The organism is Streptomyces sp. NPDC031466 (genome assembly GCF_055581265.1).
The window spans coordinates 540,100-552,857 of record NZ_JBVIJT010000005.1; the positions used below are offsets into that span (position 1 = coordinate 540,100).

The 12,758-nt window shown below is 71.1% G+C and carries 12 protein-coding genes and 1 tRNA gene; 6 read left to right on the forward strand and 7 right to left on the reverse strand.

Annotated features, from left to right (window positions below; genetic code table 11):
• Window positions 1–3: 3 nt before the first annotated feature.
• The gene (locus ACZ5GP_RS14485; RefSeq protein ID WP_468751153.1) at window positions 4–1,527 is read right to left on the reverse strand and encodes an aminopeptidase P family protein; all 1,524 of its coding nucleotides are present in this window, start codon (window positions 1,525–1,527) and stop codon (window positions 4–6) included.
• 62 nt (window positions 1,528–1,589) lie between these two features.
• Window positions 1,590–3,122, reverse strand: coding sequence for a PP2C family protein-serine/threonine phosphatase (locus ACZ5GP_RS14490; protein ID WP_468751154.1), 1,533 nt, complete (start codon window positions 3,120–3,122; stop codon window positions 1,590–1,592).
• A gap of 475 nt (window positions 3,123–3,597) precedes the next feature.
• On the opposite strand from ACZ5GP_RS14490, the gene ACZ5GP_RS14495 reads away from it, so the two are divergent.
• Together ACZ5GP_RS14495 and ACZ5GP_RS14500 are read left to right on the forward strand one after the other, a co-directional pair.
• Window positions 3,598–4,275, forward strand: a complete 678-nt coding sequence (locus ACZ5GP_RS14495) for a bifunctional DNA primase/polymerase (protein WP_468751155.1) — start codon at window positions 3,598–3,600, stop codon at window positions 4,273–4,275.
• Between the two features lie 55 nt (window positions 4,276–4,330).
• The gene (locus tag ACZ5GP_RS14500) at window positions 4,331–4,834 is read left to right on the forward strand and encodes a hypothetical protein (RefSeq protein ID WP_468751156.1); all 504 of its coding nucleotides are present in this window, start codon (window positions 4,331–4,333) and stop codon (window positions 4,832–4,834) included.
• A 217-nt stretch (window positions 4,835–5,051) separates the two neighbouring features.
• On the opposite strand, the gene ACZ5GP_RS14505 is transcribed toward ACZ5GP_RS14500, so the two are convergent.
• The 3 genes from ACZ5GP_RS14505 to ACZ5GP_RS14515 all read right to left on the reverse strand — a co-directional run bounded on the left by ACZ5GP_RS14505 (window position 5,052) and on the right by ACZ5GP_RS14515 (window position 7,757).
• Window positions 5,052–6,029, reverse strand: coding sequence for a DUF5926 family protein (locus ACZ5GP_RS14505; protein ID WP_468751157.1), 978 nt, complete (start codon window positions 6,027–6,029; stop codon window positions 5,052–5,054).
• 190 nt (window positions 6,030–6,219) lie between these two features.
• On the reverse strand, window positions 6,220–6,837 hold the full coding sequence (locus ACZ5GP_RS14510; protein WP_468751158.1) for an ATP-binding protein: 618 nt from the start codon (window positions 6,835–6,837) through the stop codon (window positions 6,220–6,222).
• A 53-nt stretch (window positions 6,838–6,890) separates the two neighbouring features.
• Complete coding sequence (locus ACZ5GP_RS14515) at window positions 6,891–7,757, reverse strand: glycerophosphodiester phosphodiesterase (RefSeq protein WP_468751159.1); 867 nt, start codon at window positions 7,755–7,757, stop codon at window positions 6,891–6,893.
• Between the two features lie 225 nt (window positions 7,758–7,982).
• On the opposite strand from ACZ5GP_RS14515, the gene ACZ5GP_RS14520 reads away from it, so the two are divergent.
• Window positions 7,983–9,476 (forward strand): S1C family serine protease, encoded by a 1,494-nt coding sequence (locus ACZ5GP_RS14520; RefSeq protein WP_468751160.1) that lies wholly within the window; start codon window positions 7,983–7,985, stop codon window positions 9,474–9,476.
• An 87-nt stretch (window positions 9,477–9,563) separates the two neighbouring features.
• Window positions 9,564–9,651 (forward strand) — tRNA-Ser (locus ACZ5GP_RS14525).
• Between the two features lie 184 nt (window positions 9,652–9,835).
• Here the strand turns inward: ACZ5GP_RS14525 and ACZ5GP_RS14530 are convergent.
• Window positions 9,836–10,315, reverse strand: coding sequence for a hypothetical protein (locus ACZ5GP_RS14530; protein WP_468751161.1), 480 nt, complete (start codon window positions 10,313–10,315; stop codon window positions 9,836–9,838).
• A gap of 293 nt (window positions 10,316–10,608) precedes the next feature.
• Between ACZ5GP_RS14530 and ACZ5GP_RS14535 the strand changes: the two genes are divergently transcribed.
• Window positions 10,609–10,800, forward strand: coding sequence for a hypothetical protein (locus tag ACZ5GP_RS14535; protein WP_468751162.1), 192 nt, complete (start codon window positions 10,609–10,611; stop codon window positions 10,798–10,800).
• A 41-nt stretch (window positions 10,801–10,841) separates the two neighbouring features.
• On the opposite strand, the gene ACZ5GP_RS14540 is transcribed toward ACZ5GP_RS14535, so the two are convergent.
• Window positions 10,842–11,765, reverse strand: coding sequence for a bifunctional DNA primase/polymerase (locus ACZ5GP_RS14540; RefSeq protein ID WP_468751163.1), 924 nt, complete (start codon window positions 11,763–11,765; stop codon window positions 10,842–10,844).
• 416 nt (window positions 11,766–12,181) lie between these two features.
• Between ACZ5GP_RS14540 and ACZ5GP_RS14545 the strand changes: the two genes are divergently transcribed.
• Complete coding sequence (locus ACZ5GP_RS14545) at window positions 12,182–12,493, forward strand: hypothetical protein (protein WP_468751164.1); 312 nt, start codon at window positions 12,182–12,184, stop codon at window positions 12,491–12,493.
• Window positions 12,494–12,758 lie beyond the last annotated feature (265 nt).

The window sequence follows — 12,758 nt, forward strand, 5'->3', positions numbered from 1 at the left end:
GGCTCAGCCCTTGAGGCGCGCCATCCACGCCTCGACCTCGTCGGAACGCCGCGGCAGCGCGTCCGAGAGGTTCCTGTTGCCGTCCTCCGTGACGAGGATGTCGTCCTCGATCCGGACACCGATGCCGCGGTACTCCTCCGGCACGGTCAGGTCGTCCGCCTGGAAGTACAGGCCCGGCTCGACGGTCAGGCACATGCCCGGCTCCAGCGTGCCGTCGACGTACGACTCGCGGCGCGCGGCGGCGCAGTCGTGCACGTCCATGCCGAGCATGTGGCCGGTGCCGTGCAGGGTCCAGCGGCGCTGGAGACCCAGCTCCAGGACGCGCTCCACGGGGCCCTCGACGAGGCCCCACTCCACCAGCTTCTCGGCGAGCACGCGCTGCGAGGCGTCGTGGAAGTCGCGGTACTTGGCGCCCGGCTTCACCGCCGCGATGCCGGCCTCCTGGGCCTCGTACACGGCGTCGTAGATCTTCTTCTGGAGCTCGTCGAAGCGGCCGTTGATCGGCAGCGTGCGGGTGATGTCCGCGGTGTAGTACGTGTGCGTCTCCACGCCGGCGTCGAGCAGGAGCAGCTCTCCGGAGCGCACCGGGCCGTCGTTGCGCACCCAGTGCAGGGTGGTGGCGTGCGGGCCGGCGGCGCAGATCGAGCCGTAACCGATGTCGTTGCCCTCGACGCGGGCGCGCAGGAAGAACGTGCCCTCGATGTAGCGCTCGCTCGTCGCCTCGGCCTTGTCGAGGATCTTCACGACGTCCTCGAAGCCGCGCGCGGTCGAGTCGCACGCCTTCTGCAGCTCGCCGATCTCGAACTCGTCCTTGACCAGCCGGGCCTCGGAGAGGAAGACGCGCAGCTCCTCGTCGCGCTCGGCGGTGACCTTGTCGGTCAGCGCGGCCTCGATGCCGGCGTCGTGGCCGCGTACGACCCGCACCGGGCCGGTGGCCTCGCGCAGCGCCCCGGCCAGCTCGCGCACGTCGGAGGCGGGGATGCCGTACAGCTTCTCGGCCTCGGTCAGGGAGTGGCGGCGGCCGACCCACAGCTCGCCCTGGCCGTCCAGCCAGAACTCGCCGTTCTCGCGGTCGGAGCGCGGCAGGAGGTAGATCGTCGCGTCGTGGCCCGTCTTCGTGGGCTCCATGACGAGGACGCCGTCCTCGGTCTGGTTGCCCGTGAGGTACGCGTACTCGACGGAGGCGCGGAAGGCGTACTCGGTGTCGTTCGAACGGGTCTTCAGATTGCCCGCGGGGATCACCAGGCGCTCACCCGGGAAGCGCGCGGAGAGCGCGGCGCGGCGGGCCGCGGTGTTCGCGGCCTGCGGGATCGGCTCCAGCTCGTACAGCTCGGTGTCGGCCCAGCCGGACTTCATGTTCTCGGCGAGCTCATCGGAAACGCCCGGGTACAGGCCGTTCTTGCGCTGCTTGATCGGCTCTTCTTCGGTCTCGTCCGGGCCCGCTGCGTCTGCAGCGATGGGTTCCGCCGGGTTGAGGGCGTCCGACACGGGTCTGCCTCCTAGGTACGACACTGGGCCACCCTCCATCGTACGGGCGTACGGAAGGGGGCACAGGGCCGTTGGACCACTTACAGCGCGTGGCCGTGGCCTCACGCGAAACGGGCCGCCAGGAGCACCACGTCCTCCTCGCTGTCCACCGTGTCGAGGCCGTCGGGGAGGACCGTGTGCAGCACGTGGTCGGCGATCGCGCCCGGGTCGTCCCTGAGGGCCTTGGGCACCCCGGCCGCCGCCGCGTGCAGCCGGGCGAACGCCCGGTCCATCGCGTCCCCGGTGCGGTGCAGCAGCCCGTCCGTGTAGAGAAGCACCGTTTCTCCGGGCTCGGGGGAGATCTCCACGCTCGGCGCCTCCCAGCAGGCGAGCATCCCGAGCGGCGCGGACAGCGAGGTCTCCACGAACTCCGTGCGCCGCTCACCGATGATCAGCGGCGGGCTGTGGCCCGCGCCCGCGAGGACGACCTTGCGCAGGGCGGGCTCGCAGTAGGCGAAGAGGGCGGTGGCGGACCGCGCGGGTTCGGTGAGCCGCAGCAGCAGCTCCAGATCGGAGAGTACGGCGACGGGGTCCTCGCCCTCCATCACGGCGTACGCCCGCAAGGAAGCACGCAGCCGCCCCATCGCGGCCACGGCGCTCGGCCCGGAACCGGTGACCGAACCGACGGCGAGGCCGAGCGCGGCGTCCGGCAGCGGCAGCGCGTCGTGCCAGTCGCCGCCGCCACGCGGCCCGGTGCGCTGCCGGGCGGCGAGCTGCACCCCGGCGACCCGGGGCAGCCGCGCGGGCATGAGCTCCTCGCGCAGGGTGGCGGTGGTGGTGCGGGCCCGGTCCAGTTCGAGCAGTCGGCCGAGGTGTTCGGTGGCGTAGCCGGCGTAGAGCCCCGCCAGGTGGCGCCTGCGCTCGGTCGGCTCGGCGGGCTCGTCGTACAGCCAGACGGCGGCGCCGATCAGGCCCGCCCCCTCGGTGGCCAGGGGCAGGGCGTAGCTGGCGGCGTAGCCGAGGCGGACGGCGACCTCGCGGTGGCGGGGGTCCAGGCCCTCGTCCGCGAGGAGGTCGGGCCGGACGATCTCGGGGCGGGGGCCGGGGGTGGGGCCTTCGCTCGCCGGGGCGTCCAGGATCTGGCCGTAGGAGGTGGCGCCGCGCGGCACCGTCTCGATGTGCCCCAGCTCGGCGCGGGTGAGGCCGAGGCCGGTCGTGGTGTCGGGGCCGAGTCCGTCGCCGGGCTCCAGGACGGCCAGGCCCCGCCGGGCGCCGACGAGGGCCGCGCCGGCCCGCAACAGCTCCGGCACGGCCTCGTCGAGGGTCCGCGTGCGGGCGAGCCGTTCGGTGAGTTCGTGCAGCGTGGTGAGGTCGGAGACCCAGCCCGCGAGGCGGTCCTGGAGCACGGCGCAGGGGGCGCCGGGGGCGGGAGGGTCCACCGGGGCGGGTGTGGTGGGTGCGGCGGGCGCGACAGTGTGGGCTGGTGGCGGAACTGTTGAATCGATTCCGGCCACTTTCGGGAGGTGCGGGGCGTTCATGGCTGACGGCTTTCCGGCCGGTGCGTAATGCTCGATAGCATCGCAAACCCCCATGTCATTATGCGCCGCTAGCAATGTCTCCAGATGTACACGCCCTGGTAAGGGGATGTCCAGCATTGTCCTGCTGGGATTCCTGGTGTCCGTGTGCATTCTGAGCAGAGTTAACGATCTTGAGAACTTGGCTGAAAAACGCGCCGGGTTAAGGCATATTAGGGTCGACTGGCGTTGTTCGGTAGAGCGTTGCAGCGGTCGGGCTGGGTACGTACTCAGTGATGACCAGGGGCAGTTGGGGACCGTCCGGAACCTCGCGCAGGACCCGGGCGTCTTAACGCACGACGACCGTGCCCCATCCTCCCGTGGGGGAGGCGGCAAGCAATATCGCGTGACGGCAAACGCCAGGCGCCGCCACCCCACGCCACGTCAACGCTCGGTTCAGAGTGGTTCCCCATGCCGCAGGCTGGGGTCGGATGTGCCAGCTCGTACGTACAGCGAAGTGATCCACACATGGTGTAGAGATCCACACATGGTGTGATGTGGCCCGCAGTCTCCCCGGCGTCAAACGCCGGCGTGCAACGGAAAGGAACGAGCGCTCATGCGCGAGATCCTCGGAAGGCGACGCAGGCTCCTGTCCTGGCGAATCGGAAGGAAGCCCGGCCGGAGTACCGGACAGCTCGGCGCGGCCCTGACCTTCGCCACCCTCTGGCGGTGGCCCGTACTGCCAGGCGTCGGCCTCGACCGTCGGGACGGCGGCCGGTGCGCCTGCCCGGACCCCGACTGCGTGGTGCCCGGCGCCCACCCCCTCGACCCCGGGCTGCTCGCCGCGACCACCGACGAGCGCATGGTGCGCTGGTGGTGGACCAACCGCCCGGGCGCCCCCATCGTGCTCGCCACCGGAGGCGCCGCGCCGTGCGCCGTCAGCCTCCCCGTCGGCGCGGGCGCTCGCGCGCTGGCCGCGCTCGACGAGGCGGGCATCAGGCTCGGCCCCGTCGTCGCCACCGAGAGCCGCATCTATCTGTTGGTCGCGCCCTACTCCATGGCCCAGTTGGGCGAGTTGCTCTACGCGAAGGACTACGTCCCCGGCTCCCTGCGCTTCCACGGCGAGGGCGGTTATCTGGCGCTGCCTCCCTCGGGGACGGGTCAGGGGCCGGTCCGCTGGGAGCGTGCCCCGCTGCCCGGTTCGGCCGCCCCCTGGGTGCCCGACGTGGAGGCGGTCGTGGACGCCGTGGTCGACGCCCTCACTCGTACGGGTGTGAGCGCACCCGAGTTGTAGGGGAAATGGGCGCGCGGCGAACGGGCCGCGCGCCGACTGTCGTTATGTTCGGCCCATGCAACCCCGCCTGATCGTGCTCCTGGGCGTCGCGACCGTCACGGTTCTCCTGCCGCTCTCCGGCGCGTTCGCCGGGCCGGTCGGCGACGGTGACGCGAAGTCGCCCCCCGCGGCCGACCCCGCGAAGGCGCCGGCCGACCCGGCGAAGGCCCCGGCCGGTCCGGCGAAGACGTGCGGTCCCGAACTCTCCTCCCCCGACGGCATCGAGGCCCAGACCTGTGTCCTCACCCAGGGTCACGACACCTGGGCCCGTACGTACTACCGCAACGCGACCGGCGACGACCTGACCGCCGTACTGACCGCGATGGGCCCGCGCGGGCGCACCGTGCAGACGCACTGTGCCGTGGGCGCCGGGGACGAGCCGGGAGCGTGCGAGACGCCGCGGGAACGGACGGCGGGCAGGGCGGCGGCATACTCGGCGGTGGCGGAGTTCGCCGCGGGGGAGTCCGGCGCGCTGCTGCTGCGGTCGGGAAGCAACTCCGCGTCTCCGCAGGGAAGTTGAGCCCTTGACCGATCCCGGACATGGAAGGGCCCGGTTGCTGGCGACGGGGGATGCACCAGCAACCGGGCTATCTGAACGGTAACAAGAGATCGGCTCCTGGCAAATTCGATCTCGGTTATCCGGACAGGGATTTACCTGCGATGACGGGGAGTTGTGACAGGAGTCACGCTCCCCGACCGACTGACTGGTGGGTCAGCAGCGCGCGGGCCCGACCGGGTCAGCTGAGCGTGACCTGACGGTTGGTGAGGCCACCGCGCGCCCGGCGCTCGTCCGGGGTCAGCGGAGCGTCGGAGTCGAGCGCCGCCGCGAGCCGCTCGGCGAACTCGGCCGCCGGCTTCTCGACGTCGTCGGCGCCGACACCGCTCGGCAGGTCCCACACCGGCACGATCACCCCGTGCGCGCGGAAGGACCCCACGAGCCGGGTGCCCTCGCCGAGGCTCGACGTGCCGGCCGCGTGCAGTCGGGCCAGCGCGTCCAGGAGCTGCTCCTCGGGGTGCGGCATGACCCAGCGCAGGTGGTTCTTCTCCGGCGTCTCGCACCAGTACGCGGCGTCCACGCCCGAGAGCTTCGCGGTCGGGATGGCGGCGGCGTTGGCCCGCTCCAGGGAGGCGGCGACCTCCGGGGACGCGTTGTCCGGGTCCGGCACCCAGAACTCGAAACCGGCGTGCACCACCGGCTCGAACGGCGCGTCGGGTGCGAGCACGTCCTGCATGCGCGGCCCGTCGGCGGGCGCGCGGCGGCCCTGCACCGGCGTGCCCGGCTCGGCCTCCAGGGCGCGGCGCAGGGTGTCCGCCAGGTCGCGGCTGATGTCGCCGGACGAGGTGTCGTTCTGCAGCCCGAGCAGGACCGAACCGTCGTCCCGGCGCAGCGCGGGCCACGCCATCGGCAGCACGGTGGCCAGCGTGACCGACGGGACGCCCTCGGGGAGGCCGTCCTTGAGCGTCAGCTCCACGGTGGCGGCGGGCACCAGCTCGCGCAGCGCGACCCAGTCGCACTCGCCCGGCAGGCCCTCGAAGGGGCGCTGCACCAGCTCGGCCACCGCCTGTGCGGCGGCCCGGCCGTGACAGGCCTTGTAGCGGCGGCCCGAACCGCAGGGGCAGGGTTCACGGGCGCCGACGGCCGGATAGCTCTCGTTGCCTCCGCCCTTGAGCTGCGGCTGCTGCTTGCCCTTGGTCTGGGGGCGCTTCTTGGCCATCTTGGGTGTCTCCCGGCTGCGGCTCTCTTGCTCTCTTGCGTACGGGCGCGAGCCTAGCCGCTGGCGCGGGGCGCGCCGGGATTCACCTGGACGGGGTCCCCTGAGGGGGCTGTCGAGGAGCACGGTCCGCTCTGCCCGACGGAGGCTTCCGGAGCCGCTCGGTCCCGTGGACGGGGGCGCTCGGAGCGGTTCAGTCCAGGTCGTCGAAGGGGTCGGCGAAGGCCAGGTCGGTCAGCGCGGCCGCCGACGGGGCGGCGACGCGCGTAGCGAAATCCTCGGAGCGGTGTCCCGCTTGGACGACGACCCAGACGGTGACCTCGCCGTGCACGTCGTCGCGTACCCCCCAGGTGTCGGCGAGCGCCGAGATGATGTTGAGCCCGCGGCCGCCGTGCGCCGTGACGGACGGCGTGGCCGGAATCGGGCGGGTCGGGCCGCCGCCGTCCGTCACCTCGACCGTCAGCCGGCCCGTCTTGTCGACGTGCCACGCCGCTCGCACGTCACCGTCGCCGACCATTCCCCGGCCCAGCGGCCTGCCGTGCCGGCACGCGTTGCTGAGCAACTCGGACAGGATCAATACGGCATCGTCGATGACCGACTCGGACACTCCGCCGACACGCAGCTGATCGCGCATCCGGTGCCTCGCTTCCCCCACGCCCGCAGGGCCATGGGGCACGGCCATGCTCGACGACGTGGGCACCTCCCGTGCCACCACCAACGCCACCCCCGAGACCTCCTTCACCCCACGCCATCGTGTGGATGCCCCAATGGACTGGACCGGAAACCGGCCAATCGCTCCCCGGTGACGCACTCGTGACGATCGAATACGTACCGAACGCGCCGGTGCACTCCCTGTAACGGGTGTTACCGGAGTCCCAGGCGATCCAGTTGGGTCAGGACCTGCTTGGGGCGGTTGGTGATGATCGCGTCGACGCCCAGTTCGGCGCAGAGCTCGACGTCCTCCGGCTCGTTCACCGTCCAGACGTGCACCTGGTGCCCCGCGCGCTTCAGCTTGGCGACGTAACCGGGGTGGTTGCGCACGAGCCGCAGGGAGGGGCCCGCGACGCGTACGCCCGCCGGGAGCCGCCCGTCGCGGTGGCGGGGCGAGACGAACTGCATCAGATAGACGGTCGGCAACGTCGGGGAGGCGGCCCGCACGCGGAGCAGCGAACGCGCCGAGAAACTCATGATCCGCACCGGGGAGGCGCTCTCCGTAGCGGGCGCGTCCAGACCGAACTGCTTCAGGAGCAGCATCAGGCGCTCCTCCACCTGTCCGGCCCAGCGCGTGGGGTGCTTGGTCTCGATGGCCAGGCGTACGGGGCGGCCGGCGGCGTTGTTCTCGGCGACCAGCTCCAGGAGCCGCTCCAGGGTCAGGACGGAGGTGTCCTCGCCGAGGCCCCCGCCGACGTCCACGCCCGCGGAGCGGTCCCAGTCCGGGCCCTCGCCCTCCTCGGCCTCGTCGTGATGCCGCTTCCAGGAGCCGAAGTCGAGGGCGGCGAGGTCGGCGAGTTCGAGCGCCGACACCGCTCCCCGGCCGTTCGAGGTGCGGTTGACGCGGCGGTCGTGCACGCAGACGAGATGGCCGTCCGCGGTGAGCCGTACGTCGCATTCGAGGGCGTCCGCGCCGTCCTCGACCGCTTTCCTGTAGGCGGCCAGGGTGTGCTCGGGGGCATCCTCGGAGGCTCCGCGGTGGGCGACGACCTGGATCGGGTGCTGTCGTGCGAGGGTCACCGCGTCATGGTGCCATCACGGGGTACCCGGCGGCTCGCGGAGGGCCGCGCGGGGCCGCGTCCCGGGGGGCCGGACACACAGGCTCGGCTTATGGTGCCCTGACGGCCCATGGGAAAAGCTGACTGTAGACAAGACGTACGTACAGTCGGCACCCGCGCACAGTCGGCACAGCCGGGCCGTGACCGAGAACGCCAGCCACGACAGCATGGACCGAGGAGAAGAGCTGTGAGCACCGAGAACGAGGGCAACGCGGTACCGGAGGCCCCGTCCGCACCTCCTGTGCCGGTGGACGCTCCCGCTGTTTCCGCCGCCTCCCCTGCTTCCGCCGACTCCGCCGCTTCGCGTCCCGCCGCCGATCCCGCGCATGCCGCCGCGGGGGCGCCGCATTACGGGGCCGAGGCCGGTATGGGCGGGGCCGCCGGCGCTCCTGGCACCGGGGGTGCTCCTGGCACTGGTGGCGCTCCTGGCACCGCTGGCGCGGCGGCCGGGGCGTGGCCGCCTCCGCCGCCGCCCACGGTGCCGTCGTATGCCTCCGGTGGCGACTCCGGGTCCGGCTGGGGCTCCTCGTACCACCCGCAGGAGCCCAAGCCCGGCCGACGGCGCGGCGGTCTGGTCGCCGGGGTGCTCGCGGCCGCCCTGGTCGCGGGCGGCGTCGGCGGCGGCATCGGCTACTGGGCGGCCGAGCGCAACGACAACGACACCGGTTCGACCACGGTCGCCGCCGCGGACACGCCGGCCGACCTGAAGCGCGAGCCGGGCTCGGTGGCCAAGATCGCGAACGACGCGCTGCCGAGCGTCGTCACCATCGAGGCGCAGAGCGGCAGCGGCGAGGGCGGCACGGGCACCGGCTTCGTCTACGACAAGCAGGGGCACATCCTCACCAACAACCACGTGGTGGCGTCGGCCGCCGAGGGCGGCAAGCTCCAGGCGACGTTCTCCGACGGCAAGAAGTACGCGGCCGAGGTCATCGGCCGGGCCGAGGGCTACGACGTCGCGGTCATCAAGCTCAAGAACACGCCGGGCGACCTGAAGCCGCTCCCCCTCGGCAACTCCGACCGCGTGGCCGTCGGCGACTCGACGATCGCCATCGGCGCGCCCTTCGGCCTCTCGAACACGGTCACCACGGGCATCATCAGCGCCAAGAACCGCCCCGTGACCTCCAGCGACGGCGGGCAGAGCGGCAAGAGCTCGTACATGAGCGCCCTGCAGACCGACGCGTCCATCAACCCCGGCAACTCCGGCGGCCCCCTCCTGGACGGGCGCGGCGCGGTCATCGGCATCAACTCCGCGATCAAGCCGGCCGACAGCGGCGGCCTCGGCGGCTCGGGCCAGTCGGGCTCCATCGGCCTCGGCTTCGCGATCCCGGTGAACCAGGCGAAGAACGTGGCCCAGCAGCTGATCAAGACCGGCCAGCCGGTCTACCCCGTCATCGGGGCGTCGGTCTCACTTCAGCAGGAATCCGGGGACGGCGCGACGATCTCCCGGGAGGGCGCGGGCAACGCCGAGCCGATCACGCCGAACGGCCCCGCCGACAAGGCGGGCCTCAAGCCCGGTGACGTCATCACCAAGCTGGACGACACGGTGATCGACAGCGGCCCGACCCTGATCGGCCAGATCTGGACCCACAAGCCGGGCGACAAGGTCGAGCTCACCTACGAGCGCGACGGCAAGGAGCACACGGTCGACGTGACCCTGGGCCAGCGCAAGGGCGACAGCTGAGCCGCCGCTCCCCCGCCGAACCGACCCGCTAGTCTTGTCCCCGCGCCGTCCCGCGTTCCAGGCCCCTGGCCCTCGCGGGAGGCGCGGGGTGGGTTGCCCGAGCGGCCTAAGGGAACGGTCTTGAAAACCGTCGTGGCGCGAGTCACCGTGGGTTCAAATCCCACACCCACCGCCACAGGCCAGCAATGGCCTAGTTGGAGGGCGTGACCTGATTCGGGGTCACGCCCTTCTCTCGTGTTCTGACTCACCCTGAATCGGCGACGAAGGTCGGGAAGTATCTGGAGACGCTGCCCTGTGGTGATGACCCGCTCCTGTTCATCACGCCCGGTGGGAAGCGTCTGCTGTTGCACGTCGATGCCTTAACGGGTGGGGGTGTTGCTGGATATGGTCAGGTCTGATCTTGCTGCTTCATGAAGAACGTTCAGGGCCTCCACCAACGGAATCGGGCGAAGTTCGGCTGTCCCGCTTGAGGGGAGCCGCGCGACCCTGAGAAGTTCCCAAGTCCGCTGGTTGACGGCATGAGCAGCGGTGGCAGCCTTGTCGTTGCTCAGCAGGACGAGAGTTTCGAAGAGGACCGATCGCCTCTTCTCATTCCTCTCCATCTCGGTCAGCCCGTCAGATGCATCCTTCCCCTGATCACGAGCCCGTCCGGCGTCCATGGCAGCCCTCTGGATTTCTTTGATGCACGACACGTACTCGATGTAAGTGTCAAGTTTCCGCTCGTCCCACCGGGTGGCCATCAGGTGCCGCAACTTTGTTCGTTCGGCCATGGTCGTTGCGAAGTATGACGTCAGGGCGCCGATGAGGACGCCGACCAAGGTGATGATCTGGGTGGCCATGCCGGACAACGTACCTGCGCGCGAATCTGCCGACTGCGCGAAAGAAGCAGCGGACTTTTGGGCTTGACGGGCATGGCCAAGAGCCCAGGGGTACGTAGCGGACTCGACGACGATGACGACGGCTCCGTCACGGTACTTGCACCCGTTCGACCTGCGGCGGAGCGGCCGTCCGCTGAACCCACATGGGCGGCCGCTGACCATGCGTGACGGTCGGGGGCCGTCGTCTTGTGGCCTGCCTGGCTGCTGTACCTTCCCGCTGTACACGGGTCGGCTCACGAGCTTGTTGGGGAACCATGGCGGCGCTCGGCTTCGTTTTCATCCTCCTGCCGTGCCTCGCCGTCATCAGCTTTACGTGCTTCGCCGCGTGTCGTGCCCAGCGGCACAAGATGTTCAAGCCTCTGGCTTATGTCTCCCTGGCTGTCGGCCTGGTCGCAGCACTCACGCCCGTCGCGGTCGTGGCCTGGGTTTTCACCGTAGGGGTGTAGGGAAAGCGGGCGTCCCTTGCGTGTGCGCCTGGATGCGTGGGTTACGCGTGGCCGGTGAGGCGAGCCGCTGAGGTGATGGTGGAGTGGGCCTCGCGGGGAGTGAGGCCGATGCGTAGGGCGGCGGCCTTCAGGTGGGGGGTCAGGGTGTCGCCCAGGCCGTTCTCGTAGGCGCGGCAAGCGGCCCAGAAGAGGCGCGTGTTGCGTTGGCCCTCGTGTGCCGCGAGGACGAACTGGACCAGGCCGTGGCCCTGTTGGGCCGCCGTTCCGGTGTGCGGGGGTGTGGAGTGCGGGGCGCGGGGTGGTGGCGTGAGCAGGCGCAGCAGTGCGGGCGGGCAGGGTGCGGGCGGCAGGTGGGCGGTGCCGGGGACCGTGTTGTAGACGCCGTGCTCGGTGCGGGAGCCGGGGCCGACGAGGTAGCCGCCCGCGCCGCGGATGTCGATGCCGGGGGCCAGCCGGCCCGCCGAGTTGGGGACCACGGCGTCCGGCGGGCCCGCCAGCCAGATGTGGCGGCCGCCGCTCGGCGTGGTCACGACGACGGTCTCGGGGATGGTGAAGAGGTGGCGCAGCGCCAGTTCCCGCAGCGCCGCCGAGGCGTCGACGTCCGACTTGGTGTCCAGGTCCACGCCGATCAAGTGGTGCGGCGGCAGTCCGCAGGCGATGCCGTAGCCGGTGGCCCAGGGAGCGGCGGCGAAGAGTTCCCGGATGCGTCGCGGGTCGGTCGACGCGTCGTACACGCCGTGCCCGAGGAGGCCGCACCCGCCATGGCAGGGCGGTGCGGGGCGAGGCGCCCCGGCCCCAGGGGCGGGCGCGTCCTGGGGGTGGGCGTGCGGGGCGCCGGCGTGGTGGGGGGAGCGCAGGGCCGGGAGCTTGGTGCGGGAGAGCGGGATCACCGCGAGGCCGCGTTCGGCGGCGGACAGGGCGTGGGCCAGCGCGAGCGTGGTGGCATGGCGGTCGATGATGGCCATGACTATATTTTCGTACGTACGTTCGAAGAAGGGAAGAGGGGGCGACGTCGAAGAGGGGGTGGGGGAGGGGCTGGGCGCCGAAAGCGCCCCCTCCGTGCGGGTCCGGGCTGATGGTGGCGAAACGCTTCGGCCTCTGGGGGGCCTGAGGTGGGTGCCGGTTGCGGGGGAGCGTGGGTGGCCCCCAGGGGGCTCACTCGGTAGTTCGAGACGTGAAGCGCGTTTATCGACTTGTCCTCACGCTTGCGGGGGAATCGAGGCTTCCGGGGTGGATCGCCGGAGTTCGGTGGGCAACTCTGATCCCGCGACGTCGTGCAGCACTCCGGGGCGGTTGGCCAACTGCCCTGGTGACAAGCCCTATTTCCCGGTACTCCCGGCGCATGCGCCGGTGTGTACCTCCCCTTTCTGGAGGACTGGACATGGCCAGCATTCGTACCGCTCGCGTCATCGCCACCGTCGCCGCCCTGCCTCTGGCGGCCGCGCTCTTCTCGGGCGTCGCGACCGCCGACAACGGCGCCTTCTCGAACGACGGGTCGAACGCGGGAGTGGCGGCCATCAACGGCAGCGGCGTCGGTGGGAGCAATCACGGCAACTCCACCACTACGCAGCAGCAGGCCATCGGCGACGGTGCCTCGAACCAGAACAACACCGCCCAGGTGAATGGCTCGGCGTTCACGGCGATCGACCAGTCGAGCCACGATGTCGCGGTGAACTTCACCGAACTCTGGTGAGCCGCGTACCCCTGTAGCCGCTCGGGACGGCTTCAAGGGTGAGCGCGGTGAGGTGAGATGGGGGGGAGCTGTGAGGGGGGATCTGTGCGGCGGCGCTTCGGCGTCGCCGCACAGGTGTGTTCGGAGGCTTGTGCGGAAGCGGTTCGGATACCGGTTCGTGCGCTGGTTCGTCCACCGATCCCTTCACCGTCCCCTTCGTCGGTCCCTTCACCGGTTCATGCAGCGGCTCGTGCGCCGGTCCGCTCACCGGTCCGTTCACCGGTTC